Annotated in this window: 19 protein-coding genes; 12 read left to right on the top strand and 7 right to left on the bottom strand. The window is 39.6% G+C overall.

Annotated elements, in window-relative coordinates:
* From ACYVBM_RS10350 to ACYVBM_RS10375, 6 genes are read right to left on the bottom strand one after another with little or no spacing between them, the layout of a single operon-like run.
* Entirely contained in the window at positions 1–2,142 is a 2,142-nt protein-coding gene (locus tag ACYVBM_RS10350; RefSeq protein ID WP_460685580.1) for an AAA family ATPase, read from the bottom strand.
* A gap of 15 nt (positions 2,143–2,157) precedes the next feature.
* Positions 2,158–2,970, bottom strand: a complete 813-nt coding sequence (locus tag ACYVBM_RS10355) for a hypothetical protein (RefSeq protein WP_460685581.1) — start codon at positions 2,968–2,970, stop codon at positions 2,158–2,160.
* On the bottom strand, positions 2,971–4,746 hold the full coding sequence (locus ACYVBM_RS10360) for a DUF2326 domain-containing protein (protein ID WP_460685582.1): 1,776 nt from the start codon (positions 4,744–4,746) through the stop codon (positions 2,971–2,973).
* Entirely contained in the window at positions 4,736–5,026 is a 291-nt protein-coding gene (locus ACYVBM_RS10365; protein WP_124986852.1) for a hypothetical protein, read from the bottom strand. Before ACYVBM_RS10365 ends, ACYVBM_RS10360 begins: the two co-directional genes overlap by 11 nt.
* Positions 5,023–5,925, bottom strand: coding sequence for a hypothetical protein (locus tag ACYVBM_RS10370; RefSeq protein ID WP_460685583.1), 903 nt, complete (start codon positions 5,923–5,925; stop codon positions 5,023–5,025). Before ACYVBM_RS10370 ends, ACYVBM_RS10365 begins: the two co-directional genes overlap by 4 nt.
* Position 5,926: 1 nt before the next feature.
* The gene (locus ACYVBM_RS10375) at positions 5,927–6,142 is read right to left on the bottom strand and encodes a helix-turn-helix domain-containing protein (protein WP_460685584.1); all 216 of its coding nucleotides are present in this window, start codon (positions 6,140–6,142) and stop codon (positions 5,927–5,929) included.
* Between the two features lie 256 nt (positions 6,143–6,398).
* On the opposite strand from ACYVBM_RS10375, the gene ACYVBM_RS10380 reads away from it, so the two are divergent.
* The 12 genes from ACYVBM_RS10380 to ACYVBM_RS10435 all read left to right on the top strand — a co-directional run bounded on the left by ACYVBM_RS10380 (position 6,399) and on the right by ACYVBM_RS10435 (position 15,957).
* Complete coding sequence (locus ACYVBM_RS10380) at positions 6,399–6,704, top strand: DUF4134 domain-containing protein (protein WP_002979435.1); 306 nt, start codon at positions 6,399–6,401, stop codon at positions 6,702–6,704.
* A gap of 11 nt (positions 6,705–6,715) precedes the next feature.
* Positions 6,716–7,048, top strand: coding sequence for a DUF4133 domain-containing protein (locus ACYVBM_RS10385; protein WP_460685585.1), 333 nt, complete (start codon positions 6,716–6,718; stop codon positions 7,046–7,048).
* A complete protein-coding gene (locus ACYVBM_RS10390; protein WP_460685586.1) occupies positions 7,045–9,549 on the top strand; it encodes a TraG family conjugative transposon ATPase in 2,505 nt (834 codons plus the stop codon). Before ACYVBM_RS10385 ends, ACYVBM_RS10390 begins: the two co-directional genes overlap by 4 nt.
* A 27-nt stretch (positions 9,550–9,576) precedes the next feature.
* Positions 9,577–10,209 carry a DUF4141 domain-containing protein gene (locus ACYVBM_RS10395; RefSeq protein ID WP_254306856.1) on the top strand — a complete coding sequence of 211 codons (633 nt, stop codon included), beginning with the start codon at positions 9,577–9,579 and terminating at the stop codon, positions 10,207–10,209.
* A 2-nt stretch (positions 10,210–10,211) separates the two neighbouring features.
* Positions 10,212–11,207 (top strand): conjugative transposon protein TraJ, encoded by a 996-nt coding sequence (gene traJ / locus ACYVBM_RS10400; RefSeq protein ID WP_460685587.1) that lies wholly within the window; start codon positions 10,212–10,214, stop codon positions 11,205–11,207.
* A 21-nt stretch (positions 11,208–11,228) separates the two neighbouring features.
* Complete coding sequence (gene traK, locus ACYVBM_RS10405; RefSeq protein WP_460685588.1) at positions 11,229–11,852, top strand: conjugative transposon protein TraK; 624 nt, start codon at positions 11,229–11,231, stop codon at positions 11,850–11,852.
* 12 nt (positions 11,853–11,864) lie between these two features.
* Positions 11,865–12,296, top strand: a complete 432-nt coding sequence (locus ACYVBM_RS10410; protein WP_460685589.1) for a hypothetical protein — start codon at positions 11,865–11,867, stop codon at positions 12,294–12,296.
* Between the two features lie 20 nt (positions 12,297–12,316).
* Positions 12,317–12,601 (top strand): hypothetical protein, encoded by a 285-nt coding sequence (locus ACYVBM_RS10415; protein WP_460685590.1) that lies wholly within the window; start codon positions 12,317–12,319, stop codon positions 12,599–12,601.
* Complete coding sequence (gene traM / locus ACYVBM_RS10420; RefSeq protein WP_460685591.1) at positions 12,588–13,928, top strand: conjugative transposon protein TraM; 1,341 nt, start codon at positions 12,588–12,590, stop codon at positions 13,926–13,928. The genes ACYVBM_RS10415 and traM overlap by 14 nt, the downstream gene beginning before the upstream one ends.
* Before the next feature lie 86 nt (positions 13,929–14,014).
* Positions 14,015–14,917: a conjugative transposon protein TraN gene (gene traN, locus ACYVBM_RS10425; protein WP_460685592.1), complete on the top strand. Its 903-nt coding sequence runs from the start codon at positions 14,015–14,017 to the stop codon at positions 14,915–14,917.
* Positions 14,918–14,935: 18 nt separating this feature from the next.
* Entirely contained in the window at positions 14,936–15,496 is a 561-nt protein-coding gene (locus tag ACYVBM_RS10430) for a conjugal transfer protein TraO (RefSeq protein WP_460685593.1), read from the top strand.
* Positions 15,497–15,507: 11 nt separating this feature from the next.
* Complete coding sequence (locus ACYVBM_RS10435) at positions 15,508–15,957, top strand: DUF3872 domain-containing protein (protein ID WP_460685594.1); 450 nt, start codon at positions 15,508–15,510, stop codon at positions 15,955–15,957.
* A gap of 470 nt (positions 15,958–16,427) precedes the next feature.
* Here the strand turns inward: ACYVBM_RS10435 and ACYVBM_RS10440 are convergent, their stop codons facing one another.
* Positions 16,428–17,168, bottom strand: a complete 741-nt coding sequence (locus ACYVBM_RS10440; RefSeq protein ID WP_460685595.1) for an SDR family NAD(P)-dependent oxidoreductase — start codon at positions 17,166–17,168, stop codon at positions 16,428–16,430.
* Positions 17,169–17,206: the final 38 nt, after the last annotated feature.

The following is a 17,206-nucleotide window of genomic DNA, read 5'->3' on the forward strand; positions in this document are numbered from 1 at the left end:
CTACTTTAATTTATCTATGAATGTTAATAATTGGTCGTCTGATATTACCAAGTCTAAATCAAAAGAAAGGTCATTCAAAGTTGCTTCTTCTTTTCTATACTTCGTTAGGCTCTCCCTGCAAGATGAAAAGTCCAAAGCATTATCCTCATCAAAATGTTTGTTTATCCTGTATTCAATAATATCGGCAATAATATTGCTGGAGTACGTTTCTTTGGCAAAAAGAATGGCATCAACTATGTAGTTTGGAATTTCTGTCTTAAAAGAAATATGTTTGCCTAACATTATAGCAAACCAGCCCTTTCCTTCTTGCTTAGCCATTGTAAGCACCCGCTTTCCATAAACGGCGACATCATCATCTTCAATATCGGTTTTAGACTGGTCAATCGTGTCCTGGTCAGTATAAACTTGTTTGATAATTTTTTTTACTTCCCATTCATTCCCCGCCGTAACAAAATCAACTTCAAATGTATGTTTGGCATAAAATACTTTTATCCAATCATTCCCCGCTTCAAAAGTATCTAATTTAGCTTTACGCTCTAATCCCTTTTGTTTAGAGGCTTCAACTTTCCTCTTATATTTTTTTAATCGGTCGGTATCATCCTCATTAATTGTTGTATCACAAATCGCATCATCTAAATCTGTTAGAATTGCACATTTTCTTTTTATCCGGCTGTCGTGGAAGAGCTGGGCTACATTCTCAAACCCTGTACTTCGTATATTGATGAGGCTAATCCCAAGTTCGTCAAGACTTACTCCAAATACTTTTTTGACCATTATGGGTATTAAAATCTCCTCTGCATCTCCCTCAACCAATATCACGCCTTTGGCAAATAATAGATTGGTTCTTACAGCATCCAAATAACGTTGTATTTGATTGATGCTTTCAGGTATTAAACCAGTTGATGGTTGATATACTTCCGCACAATTTAATTTCTTCGCAAGTATGTTTATGTTCTCAACGTTACTTACTTCGGAAATTTGTGTGGAATGAGTAGAATAGATAATTTGAGTATCTCCATAATCCAATTTGTCAAATAAGGTCTTCTGAATATGATTATGTATATGGGCTTCCGGCTCCTCAATAACCAAAAAATTGGCAAATGTATCTTTTGATTTTCTATACTTAAACTCAAGTAATTTCAGCGTTAAAAATATAAGATTAGCACCACCTAAACTTAATTCGTGAATACCTCCTTCATAATCCTCTCCGGGCTCGCCGATAAAAAGTTTCAATGATTGTAACAGTTTTTCTGCTTCATTGGGAACACTTGATTTAATGGATAAGGAAGATGGAGAATAAGTAAGACCAACGGCATCCTGAATGGTTGATTTTATATCTGACCTTATATTTTGTACATCGGGCAAATCCTCAATACTTTCATTTAATTGTTCAACCAAATCGCTGATAGGCTGATAATCCTCCTCTTTAATTTCTCCACTTTTGTTTTTCAAAAGAGTTAGTAAGGGATTAGTTCTATTGTTATGAAAATCGCTTACCACATCTCTTAATGCCTGTATGAATGTGAAAGAAATTTCTTTGGAAACAGATAGCTGATGAGGAATTTTTGAGCCAAATTTGGAAGTGTCTATTGTAGATGGAAAAATAACATTCTCAAAATCGCCAACAAGCTCTTTATATACATTAGGGTCATTAAAATCTGAAGTACTTTTACCAGTAAAGAAAGTTTCGTAATTATCTTGGATGGTGATACCATCAAGTATAGCTTGCAAACCAACAATATCTCCTTCAGCCAATTCAGAAAGTTTTTGTCTGATGTCTGCTTTAGGGCGAAAAAAAAGATTGTAGGTAGCTTTCTTCACATAATCTTCTTCGGTAACTCCAACTCCGTGAATGAACAAGGATTGAATTGCTTCCTCATTATTGAGTTCATCAAATTCGATACTGATAATAATCCAATGACCTTTCCACTTTCCCTTATCCAAAGACCTGTTAAAATCTCCTTCCGTCAATTTATAAGCATATTGCAGGGAGGCATCTTCTAATAACAACCTTATTGCCCTAAAAACATTGGTCTTTCCAGAACCGTTTTCTCCGATTATGGTATTTATTCCTTTATTGAATTGAAAATTTGCATTTGCAAAATTTCTATAATTGACCAAGCTGACTTTAGAGATATACATTAGAAGATAAGGTTTTTAGATTTCAGTTTCCGAGAACTCTTCAAACACAGAATAGTTTTTTATTCCTTTAGACTTGTTTACTTTTCCCATTATTGTCCCATCAATTCGGCTTTTTAGATACGATGCCAAATCATCAAAGTGTCGAACATCAATATAATTAATCCCTGACGCTTTATATCTTTTGGACAATGAAATGGTGAAAGCAGCCCAATTGAATTTTTCTCCTTTTTTGTTTAATTCAATCTGCTTCCAATCGCCATATCGTTTTTTTAGATAATCAATATAGTTCTTCTTGGAAAGCTCTTTTCCCAATGCCCCGTTCGGTAATTCAATTTTTGGTTTTACAGGTTTGGATTTTTTTACAAACTTTGGAAAATACTTGTGTAATAAAGTCTCTGATTGTTCGATATGTTTTGTTATGGTATCCCATCCCCAATAATACAAATGAAATGGTAGCTCCTGTTCTCTTTTAATTTGATTTAGGTATTCCTGTATTTGAGCATCGTCACGAAATGTAGAAGCGAAAACAAATTTGTCAAAATCAATCGCTAAATCCCTTGCTTTTTCTAAGTCTGCATTTATATCCTGAATTAGATTTTTCCTGATAGTTTCGTCTTTTCTTCCAATACTTTTCAATTTGCATTGTATTACCGTTTTGGTTTTAGTAGAAAAGACATCAATACCTTTCTGATTTTGTCCTTTCACGCCAAATGTCTGAAAGTCTATATTTTCATATGACGAAGTATTCTCTACAAAATTGAATAAATCACAAGTGAGTTCCTCGAATAACCTTTCATCTTTTAAAGGGGGTAGTTGATATTTCGCCATTTAAAAAAATCGTTTAAAAATTGTTTCCTGCTCCGTATCTGAATATTGAGCAACTACCTGTTTAGACCAATCAAAATCAAACTTTCCAAACTTACTTTCGTCCCCGCTCAAATCAATTTCATCTTCATTGAATGTAAGGATATATTGAAAGTTATGCAGCTCGTTTGACTTGTGGTACATATAGTTTAGGACATTGGATATTGTTCTGTATGATATGGCGTGAAATACACCATCGTGTACGAGAAAATCCGGGATATTCCGTTTATCTATTCTGCTTTTTAAGAATACCATCAAATCGTATGCTACAATTTTTAGACGTTCTTGTCCTAAAGCATCCGCTTTGGGAATTTCCAGACTTATTTTAAAAGGCAACTGATTTCTCGGAGAAGTAGAGTTCAATGTGATATTAAAATAAGAATTATCAAATTCTTCATCCAAATAGATAGCATTTTCAAGAATTTGTTGAAATAATAATCTCAACTCATCAAGATAGGTTTGTTGCTTGTTTAGCTCACTAACAATATCCCTCTTTAATTCAGCTATTACAATATTTGAGTTCCCTAATATTTCTTCGATTTCGTCAATTTCTCTTACAATAGAGGTGTTTCGTTCTAAAAGCGTTTTTTCATTCACTAATCTTTCGTAGGTACTCTCAATTCTGTCCAATGCACCTCTCTCTTTTAGCAATGAAAATAATTGGCTCCTGTTCTTTTCTAATTTTTCAAGTTGTATTAAACTTTGGTCTATTGATGATTGTAATTTCTTTTCTTCCTCCAACAGATATTTATTCCTGTTCGCCAAAAGTTGCTTTTTAAAGTCTATGACTTCGTCCAAACTTCTTTTTACAAAGTTGCCAAACGTTTCTACCGTTTCATTGTAGAGCTTACGAATTTTGTCCAGGTCAATAGATGAAACCTCATTATAAGAGGATTTTAGTTTATCTAATTTCCGGTTTGTATTGTGATAAATGATAGATTGCTCATTAATTTCAGAAATAACCTGATTTAATTTTTGCTCTATCTCTTTATGATTGGCAAGAAAATTATACTCCTTCAAGCTGCTTTCAAGTGCTGTAATATCTTTTTCTATTTTTAGCCGCTCGGTTCTAAACTCCTGAATATCTTTACCTGTATCTGCTTTGACCTTTTCTGAAAGGGATTTTACGGTATTATTATACCTTTCGTATTCAGAAGAAACTTCGTTATACTTTAAAAGTGTTTTAGTCGGAAGATTAAGCAAATAAAAATTATATAATGCCTTTTCTCTTGCATTGGCATTGTAGGAAACAAAATTTAAAGGGTCAACCCTTTGCTGGCTTTGCAAATCATCTTTAACAAAAAATTCCATTAACGTTCCATACCTTTTTCCTTCAAAGAACACTTCGTTGTTCTCTGTCGGAAAAAATATTCCTTCCAAAACTTTGGGCATCTCGGATTTTTCATATTCATCAAGAGCATCTGGTCGTTTTCCAAAAAAGATTTTTTTGGTATCGGCAAAACCTCTCTTAATAAAATATTTTTGTCCTTGTATGTCAAATTCTAAAGTAATAGTGTGTTCGTCATCCCGTAAAAAATCATACTTTTTTTGATTAAATCTTTTTTCAGCTTTACCGCTTAACAAAGTAAAATCAATAAGTCTGACTAACGTGGACTTGCCGATACCATTAATACCTCTTGCTTCTTTATCCCCAGAGTATTTACCTAATATGATGTTTATCCCATTGTGAAATGGAACAGCATCTATAAGGTTGGTTTCTGAATATATTTTAATTAACATTGTCGAATAAACTTGTTTGATTTTCCTCTTGGATTTCCTTCTTCACTAATTTGATTTTATACCCTTTTTTCTCAATACTACCAATCGTATGCAAAAATGTCAAAGCATATAGAAAAAGGTCGGGCGTTCTATCTTTATCCCTGTTTAAAAACTTATTCATTATATCATCTACGATGGCATATTTGTTTTTAAACGGAGAATTGCCCATAATACTAATAATATCTGCTCCCAATACCATAAGATTGGTTTTAAGATTACTTTCTGGCTGCGGTAGTATCATAGTTCATTTTCTGTTTTTTTGCCTATTAAACACTGTTCAAACATATACAGCAATATAGATTTTACACACTTCACATATTCGTCATCGTTAATATTTCCGTATGCTGTTGTGTATTGGTCTGTCAGATTATATAACCTTTCCTTAAAGCTGCCTGAAAGTTTATTGTAATCATTTATAATCCTTCTTTTCAGCGTATTGATTTCATCATCGTTATATCCCGAAAGTATATTAGTAATTGTATTAAATTCCTCCATTACCAATACCATTTCTGAGTTCATCCCATCCCAATCTTCCTGTGCAAAATTGAGTTCTATTTTCTGTTGAGGGGGAACTAATTTCCTTTTGTCAAAATGCAAAGCCTTATCTTCTTCACTGGAAGCGTTCAGTAAATCGTTAATGATGTCCTGAATATAGTCCTGTATAAAAAAGTTTTCAATCCCCAAGCAGGCAGCAAGTTTTCGTTTTTTACTTGATACAAGTTCGTCAATAATGGAAAGAATTTGGTCTATACCTTTAATCGAAGTGTTACCATCCAAAGCCTGAATTAGCGTAAACTGCTCCGGCGATACCTCGTGGTTTACATACATTTCCCAATTTGGAAATTTATCTTTCCAGTTTTTCTGATATTTTTCAAAATCTCCTTCTTTGTTTGTTGCTCCTAAAACTTTCGTTTCAAAGTCAGTTTTGCTATATTTTCTTGGTGCATAACAAGCCAATATCTTCTGTTCAGGTAGAATAGTACCGTCATTACCTTTATCCTTATTCCTTCTGATGGGCGTATAGTTATCGACACCATATTTCAAAAGAAACAATTCATCAATAAATTCCTCGAACTCAAATCCTTCTTTGGATTGAATTTGCATTTTAAAAGCATTCTTTAGTAATTTATCCATATACAAATCAGAGTTCCAAATTAATTTTAACCGTACCCTCAAATCCCTTTTCTACTATCTCTTTAAGGGTTTGAAGTTTGATATTATTGCCATAATCAGTTTCGACCTTTGAAATATAACTCCTTTTCTTACCAACTTTTTGGGCTAATTGTTCTTGAGTTAATTGCCTTTGTTCTCTGGCTTCCTTCAGCATTTCTCCAATATGTCTGCCTGATATTTTCATCTCAAAAATGATTAAAATTGACTTTATTATGAATGTACAAATGTAATTTAAAAGTTGCATTGAACCAACTGTGAATTGCATAAAAAGCATCTCGTCATTTGTATTTCCTTTTGAAAATTTCCACCAATAAAGCCACTCACTGCCAAATACTTCCTCTGACTGCCACTTTACAGCAACGCCTTGATTTCCGAAACATCTTTGTCCCGAAAGCCCGCAAGGTGCGGGATAAACAGTAACAAATTAATGTGTTTCAATTATGGAAAAACAGAGAAAAAAAGTTTTGCTGGCAGCCGTGGCAATGCTGTCAGGAATTGGTGCGTTCGCACAGGGAAATGGTTCGGCAGGTATCAACGAGGCTACCCAAATGGTAACAAGTTATTTCGACCCCGCAACCCAATTAATCTACGCCATCGGTGCGGTGGTTGGGCTCATAGGAGGCGTTAAGGTGTATAACAAGTTCAGTTCGGGCGACCCTGATACGAGCAAAACGGCAGCTTCGTGGTTTGGTGCGTGTATCTTCTTAATCGTAGCAGCTACCATCCTGCGTTCATTCTTCCTTTAATCCTTTGCCTTATGAGTAACTACAATATCAATAAAGGCATTGGAAGAACGGTGGAGTTTAAAGGACTGAAAGCACAGTACCTCTACATCTTTGCAGGTGGGCTACTCGGCACGCTCATCCTCGTGATGATACTGTATATGGCTGGCGTAAACTCTTACATCTGCTTGTTCCTCGGAGCAGGCGGTGCTTCGCTCATTGTGTGGCAAACCTTTTCACTGAACAAAAAATATGGCGAACACGGACTAATGAAAATTGGTGCGAACAAAAGGCATCCTCGCTACATCATCTGCCGCAAGCCTGTACACAGGTATTTAAAATTCACTCCTAAATCGAAAACCCTATGAGAAACGTATCTAAAACAACAACATTGGAAAGTAAATTTCCTTTGCTGGCAGTAGAGAACAACTGTATTCTTTCCAAAGATGCAGACATTACCGCCTGCTTTGAGGTGCGTTTACCCGAACTGTTTACGGTGGCTTCTGCGGAATATGAAGCCATACACTCCGCCTGGCATAAGGCTATCAAAACCCTGCCTGATTTTACGGTCATCCATAAGCAGGATTGGTACATCAAAGAAAACTATGCTCCAGATTTAGCACAGGAAGACCAAAGTTTCCTGTCTAAAAGTTATCAAAGGCATTTCAACGAGCGACCATTCCTGAACCATTATTGTTACCTATTCCTGACCAAGACCACTAAGGAAAGAATGCGTATGCAAAGCAACTTTAGTTCGCTTTGCAAAGGTACGCTGATACCAAAGGAAATCAGGAATAAGGAAACGATACACCGCTTTATGGAGGCGGTTGCTCAATTTGAGCGTATCGTAAACGATAGTGGTTTTGTAACGCTTAGACGATTGACCGAAGATGACATTATCGGCACTGATGAAAATCAGGGATTGTTAGAGCAATACCTTACGCTGTCAAGAGAAGCCGGAACCCCGATGCAGGACATCGCATTGGGGGCTGAAGAAGTCCGTATCGGGAACAAAAGATTGAGCCTGCATACCTTGTCCGATACGGACGACCTGCCCGGAACTGTATCGGCTGATACCCGTTTTGAAAAATTGTCCACCGACCGTAGCGATTGCCGTCTGTCGTTTGCCGCACCTGTGGGGCTGTTGTTAAGCTGTAACCATATTTACAATCAGTATTTGTTCCTGGATAACAGTGAAGACAACCTGCAAAAGTTTGAGAAGTCCGCAAGGAATATGCACTCACTGGCTCGGTACAGCCGTGCCAACCAAATCAACAAAGAGTGGATAGAAAAATACCTGAACGAAGCACATTCCTTCGGGCTATCTTCTATCAGGGCACACTTCAACATAATGGCGTGGTCTGATGACCCGTCAGAACTCAAACAGTTGAAAAACGATTGCGGTAGTGCATTGGCACTGATGGAATGTAAGCCACGCCATAATACAACGGACGTAGCCACATTGTATTGGGCAGGTATGCCCGGCAATGCAGGCGACTTTCCGGCAGAGGAAAGTTTTTACACTTTTATTGAGCCAGCTCTATGCTTCTTTACAGAAGAAACAAACTACAACAATTCACCCTCGCCGTTCGGTATCAAAATGGCGGACAGGCTTACGGGAAAACCTATCCATTTGGATATTTCCGATTTGCCTATGAAGCGTGGCATTATCACGAACCGGAACAAGTTCATACTTGGTCCGTCAGGTTCGGGTAAATCTTTTTTTACCAATCATATGGTTCGCCAATATTTTGAACAGGGTGCTCACGTTCTGCTGGTAGATACGGGTAATTCCTATCAGGGCCTATGCGAGCTGATTAAAGGGAAAACCAAAGGCGAAGACGGTGTATATTTTACATACACAGAGGACAATCCCATTGCCTTTAACCCTTTCTATACGGATGATGGCGTTTTCGACATCGAAAAGCGTGAAAGTATCAAGACTTTGATACTTACGCTTTGGAAACGTGATGATGAACCGCCAACCCGTTCGGAAGAAGTGGCATTATCCAATGCTGTAAGCGGTTATATCGAACGTATCAAACAGGACGATGTTTATCCGTCATTCAATGGCTTCTATGAGTATGTAAAAGGCGATTACCGTAAGGTACTCGAAGAAAAACAGGTCAGGGAAAAAGACTTTGATATTGCTAATTTCCTGAACGTACTCGAACCCTATTACAAAGGTGGCGAGTATGACTATTTGCTGAACTCGGATAAGCAATTAGACCTGTTGTCCAAACGCTTTATCGTGTTTGAGATAGATGCGATTAAAGACCACAAAATCCTCTTTCCCATAGTCACCATCATCATTATGGAAGTCTTCATCAACAAGATGCGGAGGCTGAAAGGTATTCGCAAACTCATTTTGATTGAAGAAGCGTGGAAGGCAATCGCAAAGGAGGGAATGGCGGAATACATCAAGTATTTGTTCAAAACCGTGAGGAAATTTTTCGGAGAAGCCATTGTGGTCACGCAGGAAGTGGACGACATTATCCAGTCGCCCATCGTCAAAGAAAGTATCATCAATAATTCCGACTGTAAAATCCTTTTAGACCAACGAAAGTATATGAACAAATTTGATGATATACAGGCGATGTTGGGGCTTACAGATAAAGAGAAAGGTCAGGTGCTTTCCATCAATATGAACAACGATGCAAGCCGACTGTACAAAGAGGTTTGGATTGGCTTAGGTGGTACACACTCGGCAGTATATGCCACCGAAGTTAGTTTGGAGGAATATCTCGCATACACAACCGAAGAAACCGAAAAAATGGAAGTGATGCAGCTCGCATCGGAACTCGACGGTAACGTCGAACTCGCCATCAAGCATATCGCTATGCAACGGCGTGAACAAGTAAATCAATAATTATTAACAATCAAAAATTTCAAGACAATGAAAAAAATGTTTTTAATGGCGTTTACGGCACTAATGCTTGCCGTTGCCCCAAGTGCGAAAGCTCAATTTGTAGTAACCGACCCTGCAAATCTGGCTTCAGGTATTCTCAACTCTGCGAATGAAATCGTACAGACTTCTTCCACCGTGAGTAATGTAGTCAAGAACTTCAACGAAGTGAAGAAAGTGTACGAACAGGGCAAAGAATATTACGACAAGCTCAAAGCAATCAACAACCTTGTGAAAGATGCCCGTAAGGTGCAGCAAACTGTTTTGCTGGTAGGCGATGTGTCCGAAATGTATGTGCAGAATTTCGGCAAGATGATGAATGACCCCAATTTTTCGCCGCAGGAATTGGTAGCCATTGGTAACGGATATTCGGCATTGCTGAATGAAAGTACCGAACTGCTGAAAGAACTCAAACAGATTATAACAGCATCAAGCCTTTCACTGAACGACAAAGAGCGTATGGATATTATTGACCGTGTGTATAAAGAAGTTAAGGACTACCACAGCCTTGTTCGCTACTACACCAATAAGAATATTTCTGTAAGCTACCTGAGAGCGAAAAAGAAAAACGATGCCCAAAGAGTGCTTGAACTCTATGGAACTGCTAACCAAAAATACTGGTAAAAATGGAATGGGATAATCTTCACGAACTCCTGCGTTCGCTTTACGACGATATGATGCCGCTTGCAGGCGATATGGCAGCAGTGGCTAAAGGTTTGGCGGGATTAGGGGCTTTGTTCTATGTGGCATTAAAGGTTTGGCAGGCGTTAAGCCGTGCCGAACCTATTGATATGTTCCCATTGTTGCGTCCGTTCGCTTTGGGGCTTTGCATTATGTTTTTTCCCACTATCGTATTGGGAACCATCAATGCGGTACTAAGCCCGGTGGTTACAGGAACCCATCAGATACTCGAAGACCAGGTGCTCGACATGAACCAGTTGCAGCAACAGAAAGACCAATTGGAATACGAGGCAATGGTCAGAAATCCGGAAACAGCTTATATGGTATCGGACGAAGAGTTTGATAAAAAGCTGGACGAATTGGGCTGGTCGCCCTCCGACATTGGCACGATGGCGGGAATGTATATGGACAGGCAAGCCTACAAGATAGAAAAAGCCATAAAGGATTGGTTCCGCAATCTGCTGGAGATACTTTTTCAGGCGGCGGCTTTGGTCATTGATACCATACGAACATTTTTCCTGATAGTCCTCTCCATCCTCGGACCAATAGCTTTTGCTATTTCCGTGTGGGACGGCTTTCAGTCCACGCTCACGCAATGGCTCACAAGGTACGTCAGCGTTTACCTGTGGCTTCCCGTTTCGGATTTGTTCAGTTCTATGCTGGCAAGAATACAATCCCTCATATTGGAAAGGGATATAGCAATGCTGGCAGACCCGACCTATATACCTGATACGAGTAATACGGTGTATATCATCTTTATGATTATCGGCATCATCGGATACTTCACGATACCGACCGTAACAGGATGGGTAATCCAAGCCGGAGGTGCAGGAAACTTTACCCGCAACGTAAACCAGGCTGCAATGAAAACCGGAAACATTGCCGGAGCTGGTGCAGGCTCGGCGGCAGGTAATATCGGTGGGAAATTAATGGGAAAATAAAAACAATCAAATCATTTAAAAATGGAATTTAAAACGCTAAGAAATATAGAAAACAGCTTTAGGCAGATACGTTTGTATGCCATTGTGTTTGCCATTCTCTGCATTGGCGTGGTAGGATATGCCGTATGGCAGTCCTACCGCTTTGCAGACGAGCAACGCCAGAAAATCTATGTACTGGATAATGGCAAATCACTGATGCTTGCCTTATCGCAGGATGCAAGTATCAACCGACCTGTGGAAGCAAGGGAACACGTCAGACGTTTTCACGAACTCTTTTTTACGCTTGCTCCCGACAAGAACGCTATCGAAAGCAATATGAGCAGGGCATTCAACCTTGCCGATAAATCGGCTTTTGATTATTACAAAGACTTATCGGAAAAGGGCTATTACAGCAGGATTATTTCGGGAAACGTACAGCAACGCATAGAAGTAGATAGTGTTGTCTGCAACTTCGATACCTATCCGTATGCCGTGCGAACCTATGCCAAACAGTTCATTATCCGGTCGAGCAACGTAACCAGACGCAACCTGATTACTTCCTGCTATCTCGTAAACTCCGTTCGCTCCGACAACAATCCCCAGGGCTTTAACATCGAAAAGTTTTCGGTGGTAGAAAACCGGGATATAGAAGTCATCGAACGCTAAAAAATAAGGGATATGAAACAATCACTTGATTTAGACACATTCGCAAAAACCCTGACCGATAAAGGGTACGATGGTTATTTCCAAACGGAGGCAGCCTATGCCGACAAAATCAAAGACAGCATCAGCAGGTTTTTGGAGGCTTGTAAAAGCGGAATGGATAAACCGATGCTGCCCAACATCCTGATGCTGAAAACTTACCTGCAATGGAATGGTGACGATAAGCCAAAGGTTGAATGCAATATGTGGGTAAAGTATGAAGACGGTCTTTTTGATGTACAGAAAATGAATATTGAAAGAACAGACCGGTACGGGCAATTACTGAAGCAATCGAAATTGACAGACCTCTCAACAAGTTCGCTTCCGACAAGGAAAGAAGCCATTGCCCAGGTAAGCGAAAAGCTTAAAGAACAGCTTGCTCCCCGCAAAAGAGGGTTCAGAATGTAATAACCTCAAACAGTAATAGTATGAAAAAATTAAGGAAAAATATGGACAGGTATTTTGACAAGCTGGATGACCGTTGGCGGGCATTGCCCGTAAGGAAACAGCACCAATACACGCTGTACTTTTTTGTGGGCTACCTGCTGCTTACCGCAGGGGTTGTTCTCAAAGTATGGTATGATGCCGGAAAATCCGATGATATAGTCATTGAGCATATCGAAAACCCTGTCCTCAAAAAACGTGAAAGTCCGGCAGCCTTGCGGGACACAGTATCAACAATTTTAAAAAATCAGATTTATGAAAGAAAATGAGAACAAAAAGTCGGTTGTTCGGGTAACGGAAGGTAGCCCGAACGAAACCACCGATGTGCTGCAAGACGGCACACAGAACAAAGCCGAAAAACTCAAAAAGCCGCTCATATTTGGCTTGATGGGAATTGTCTTCGTTGGTTGTATGTACCTCATATTTAAACCGTCCGCAGACAAAAAGGAAATCGAGAACATCGGATTGAACGATGCAGTACCACAAGCTACCGGAGCAGGAATGCCTGCCGACAAAGGCAAGGCTTACGAGCTGGAAATGCTCGAACGCAAAGAGCAGGAAAAACGCAATGCACTTGCAACACTTTCGGACTATTGGAATACCGAAGACAAAGATGAACCCATAGATGAGCTTCCCGAAGAAGAGGAAAACTACGGCTATGGTGGTGGCAGAAATTCGGCAAGAAGCGGTAATCCTGCATTGAGCAGTTACCGCAATATGCAAAGCACATTGGGTAATTTCTATCAGGACGACAATTCGGAAACAATGGAACTCCGCAGACAGTTGGACGAACTCAAAGAACAATTGGCTGAACGGGATATACCTAAGCCTACAACCGTTGATGACCAGCTTGCCCTAATGGAAAAATCCTATCAGATGGCAGCAAAGTATCTTCCACAAGGCACTACGAACACCGCAGAAGCCACTCCTACCAATAGTGGTACAGCTTCAGGAGCTTCGGGTGCTAATCAAAAAGAACATTTTGTGGCGTTCACTTCGGCAAGAAAAAACACCGTATCCGCCTTATATCGTGAACCGACAGACAGTGATTTTTTGGCTAATTGGAGTGAAACCCGAAACAGAGGTTTTTATACCGCTGGTGCTACCGAGCAAGTGGTACTACCGAAAAACAGTATCAAAGCCTGTGTACACGATGCACAAACGGTTGTCGGCGAAACGGACGTAAGATTACGATTATTGGAACCTGCCAAAACGCCAATCCGCACCATTCCGCAAGGAACGATTGTAACGGCTAATGCCAAGTTTCAAGGCGGGCGATTACAGCTAAAGATTACCTCTATCGAATTAGAGGGCAACATCATCCCGGTTGATATTACGATTTACGACTTGGACGGACAGCAAGGCTTGTACGTTCCGTATTCGCCCGAAATGAATGCTCTTACCGAAATGGCAGGCAATATGAGCCAGACAGGTGGAACAAGTGTAATGCTCACCCAGAATGCCGGACAACAGGTAGCTGCCGATTTAAGCCGTGGCGTGGTACAGGGTATTTCGGGCTATTTCGCCAAGAAAGTACGAACGCCAAAAGTTACCCTAAAGGCAGGTCATCAGGTCTTCCTCGTTTCCAAAAAATAATGTTGAACTCAAATAAATAAAATAATGAAACCTGTTCCGTGCAACGGAACAAGCTTCATTACCATTAAAAATAAATATTAAAAACAATGAAAAATCTTTTTAAAACCTTTTGGGCATTTGCCCTTACTATCGGCTTTGCCGTAACCTCTTTTGCACAGGATATTGCAAATGCAAAAACACCGCTTGCATTGGGCAAGATAGAACCGTACCGTATGGAAGTTACCTACGATAAAACTTCGCATTTGATATTCCCGACCGCTATTCGGTACGTGGATTTGGGAAGTGAATACCTGATTGCAGGAAAGGCGGAAGATGCGGAAAACGTATTGCGTGTAAAGGCAACCGTAAGGGATTTTGAGCCGGAAACGAACTTTTCTGTGATTACCAATGACGGACGTTTTTACAGCTTCAATGTCTATTATAGCTCTTACCCGGAGGCATTAAGTTATGATTTACTGACAATGCAAAAAGCAGTGGATAAAGCCAACGGAAACGATGTGCTTTTTGAAGAATTGGGCAACAATTCGCCATCATTGGCAGGCTTGCTTTTGGAAACCATTTACAAAAAGGACAAGCATATTGTAAAGCATATCGGGGCTAAGAGTTTCGGAATACAGTTCATTCTGAAAGGCATTTACATCCACAACGGCAAATACTATTTCCATACGGAATTGAGAAACCGTACCAATGTGCCTTTCCAAATTGATTTTGTGAATTTCAAGGTGTTAGATAAGAAAGTAGCCAAACGCACCGTAGTACAGGAACGCCCAATGATACCGCTACGCACTTACAAACCACTGGACGGCATTAGCGGAAAAACAACTGAACAAAATGTGTTCCTGCTTGACCAATTTACCATTGCCGATGACAAGGTACTGCTGATTGAGATTTTCGAGAAGAATGGCGGCAGACATCAAACGCTTCAGGTAGAAAATTCCGACTTAATCAAAGCCCGTTTGATTAACGATATGCACCTGAAATTTCAATAACCTTTTAAAGCAGATAATATGAAAAAGTATATCTATACCGTGATGCTACTCTTTATGGCCATCGCAGTAACACAGGCACAAAGAATGCTACCCAAACAGAAAGGCGTAGAAGTGAGTGCAGGTATTTTGTCCGATGACAAAATCGGCAATGACTATTATATCAATGTAGCAATGACCGTGAACGGTAAGAACGGCAATTATCAACTTTGGGCGTTGGAATATACGCACCAATACCACGATTATAAAGACGTTCGCATACCGCAGGAAACATTTACGGCAGAGGGTGGTTACAGTTTCTTCTTATTAGGTGATAGCCGTAAGAACATTACACTCAACGCAGGAATAACAGGCGTAGTCGGCTACGAAAGCATCAACCGTGGCGAAGCGAAGTTGTATGACGGAGCGAAAATAGTAAGCGAGAACAATTTCGTTTATGGTGCTGGTGGTCGGCTGACCTTTGAAACCTATCTGTCAGACCGATTTGTATTAGTCCTGCAAGGGCGTACAAAAGTGTTATGGGGTACAGATTTGCGACAGTTCCGACCGTCCGCAGGCGTGGGAATAAGGTTTAATTTTTAAAATTTAAAACAATGATAGCAATATTCAATAAATTCAGAATGGTGTTACTGCCTGTATATGTACTCTTGGCAATCCTCACAGCTTCAGTTTCGCTGGTATCTTGTAGCAAAGATGATGAACTCGAAATACAAAACGATTTCCCCTTTGAGGTAAAAGTGATGCCTGTTCCCAAAGACGTTGCTAATGGGCAGACCGTTGAGATACGCATTACCATACAGCGAACAGGAAATTACAGCAACACGCAGTATTTCCTCCGTTACTTCCAGTTTGACGGACAAGGCACTTTGCAGTATTATGATGAACCACCGTACCTGCCCAACAACCTTTACCAATTGCCCACAGAGCAGTTCAGGTTGTATTATACTTCCGCTTCTACCGTATCACAGTCCTTTGAGGTTTGGATTTCGGACAGTTTTGGAAACGAAAAGCAGTTGAGCTTTCAATTTAATAGTAGCGACTAGAATAGTAGCAAAAAGAAGTCCTGCCACAAAGCAGGATTTCTTTTTTGGAGTGATCGAAGCTGAATTTTTGTAAATTTATAAGATGGATTTTAAGTGATTTGTTATGGTTGCATCATTGGTTATCGGTATAATATTTTTGGTTGCAGGCTTGGGACTTCGCTATTGGATTAATCGGCGGAAGTTTTATAGGCGCAGCCCTATGGGAGCAGAAGGCTTTTGATCTTATGAGAGTTCAGTTTTCATCAAACTTGTTGAGAAAATTGGTAAATGGGTTGCTTATGCACTGATTATATTCGGGTTATTGTCGTTATGGGTTTATTCTCGTGAAAAAAAAGATAATGAAGTACAAAGAGCACAAACTGAATTACCAAGATAAAAACTGACACGTAAATGTTTACTTAAAGCTATAATTTTATAACAAAAAGGGTTGGTTCATGTTTCACCAACCCTTTAATTAATTGAAAACTGTATTACCAAGGAATTTCTCCTGTTGCCGGATTGGTTTCTTCACTAAAAAATTTACCGGTCGGGCCATCATTATCAATCAGGACGTATTTTATTACTCTATTAGCAGCAACACTGACTTCGCCACCATTAAAGAATGTAAAATCGGTTTTTGTAAGTCCCGGACAAACGGCATTTACCTTAAAATTTGTATCACGCAACTCATAGGCTAATTGGATGGTGTACATATTCAAAGCCGCTTTTGATATTGCGTAAACGCCATATTTAGCATAGCTATATGCAGGCCATTCCGGATTACTTTGTAACGAAAGAGAGCCAACGCTGGTACTCAAGTTGACTATTCTTGGCTCTGAGGATTTTTTGAGCAGATCTATAAAAGCTTGTGTAACATTCGCTGTACCTACCAAGTTTGTTTTAAATGCATTCAGGTATTGGTCACTTGTGGCTTCCAGTACGGTGTAAGGATCGCTTCCTCCGTTGATGCCTGCATTATTGATGAGCACGTCCAAAGCGGAAACCGAGTTGCCTATCTGCTCCCTTGCGGTTCGAACCGATGCAAGGTCAGCAACATCCAGTTCTACGGCCTCTACATTTGAAAATCCTTCTACATTCAGTTTCTGAACTGCCTGTAACCCGTTCTCGATATTACGGCTTCCAATGAATACGAAAAATCCCTTCTCCAAAAGTTGTCTGGCAGTTTCAAAACCGATGCCTTTGTTTCCTCCTGTAATTAATACTGTTTTCATATTTTGTAATTTTAAAATTTTCAATACAAAATTGAAGT

It is taken from the genome of Niabella aquatica, assembly GCF_054779315.1.

What these genes read in the sequence shown, in the direction of transcription:
- ACYVBM_RS10350 (WP_460685580.1), bottom strand. Translation starts at nt 2,142, where the DNA reads ATGTATATCTCTAAAGTCAGCTTGGTCAATTATAGAAATTTTGCAAAT.
- ACYVBM_RS10355 (WP_460685581.1), bottom strand. Translation starts at nt 2,970, where the DNA reads ATGGCGAAATATCAACTACCCCCTTTAAAAGATGAAAGGTTATTCGAG.
- ACYVBM_RS10360 (WP_460685582.1), bottom strand. Translation starts at nt 4,746, where the DNA reads ATGTTAATTAAAATATATTCAGAAACCAACCTTATAGATGCTGTTCCA.
- ACYVBM_RS10365 (WP_124986852.1), bottom strand. Translation starts at nt 5,026, where the DNA reads ATGATACTACCGCAGCCAGAAAGTAATCTTAAAACCAATCTTATGGTA.
- ACYVBM_RS10375 (WP_460685584.1), bottom strand. Translation starts at nt 6,142, where the DNA reads ATGAAAATATCAGGCAGACATATTGGAGAAATGCTGAAGGAAGCCAGA.
- ACYVBM_RS10380 (WP_002979435.1), top strand. Translation starts at nt 6,399, where the DNA reads ATGGAAAAACAGAGAAAAAAAGTTTTGCTGGCAGCCGTGGCAATGCTG.
- ACYVBM_RS10385 (WP_460685585.1), top strand. Translation starts at nt 6,716, where the DNA reads ATGAGTAACTACAATATCAATAAAGGCATTGGAAGAACGGTGGAGTTT.
- ACYVBM_RS10390 (WP_460685586.1), top strand. Translation starts at nt 7,045, where the DNA reads ATGAGAAACGTATCTAAAACAACAACATTGGAAAGTAAATTTCCTTTG.
- ACYVBM_RS10395 (WP_254306856.1), top strand. Translation starts at nt 9,577, where the DNA reads ATGAAAAAAATGTTTTTAATGGCGTTTACGGCACTAATGCTTGCCGTT.
- traJ (WP_460685587.1), top strand. Translation starts at nt 10,212, where the DNA reads ATGGAATGGGATAATCTTCACGAACTCCTGCGTTCGCTTTACGACGAT.
- traK (WP_460685588.1), top strand. Translation starts at nt 11,229, where the DNA reads ATGGAATTTAAAACGCTAAGAAATATAGAAAACAGCTTTAGGCAGATA.
- ACYVBM_RS10410 (WP_460685589.1), top strand. Translation starts at nt 11,865, where the DNA reads ATGAAACAATCACTTGATTTAGACACATTCGCAAAAACCCTGACCGAT.
- ACYVBM_RS10415 (WP_460685590.1), top strand. Translation starts at nt 12,317, where the DNA reads ATGAAAAAATTAAGGAAAAATATGGACAGGTATTTTGACAAGCTGGAT.
- traM (WP_460685591.1), top strand. Translation starts at nt 12,588, where the DNA reads ATGAAAGAAAATGAGAACAAAAAGTCGGTTGTTCGGGTAACGGAAGGT.
- traN (WP_460685592.1), top strand. Translation starts at nt 14,015, where the DNA reads ATGAAAAATCTTTTTAAAACCTTTTGGGCATTTGCCCTTACTATCGGC.
- ACYVBM_RS10430 (WP_460685593.1), top strand. Translation starts at nt 14,936, where the DNA reads ATGAAAAAGTATATCTATACCGTGATGCTACTCTTTATGGCCATCGCA.
- ACYVBM_RS10435 (WP_460685594.1), top strand. Translation starts at nt 15,508, where the DNA reads ATGATAGCAATATTCAATAAATTCAGAATGGTGTTACTGCCTGTATAT.
- ACYVBM_RS10440 (WP_460685595.1), bottom strand. Translation starts at nt 17,168, where the DNA reads ATGAAAACAGTATTAATTACAGGAGGAAACAAAGGCATCGGTTTTGAA.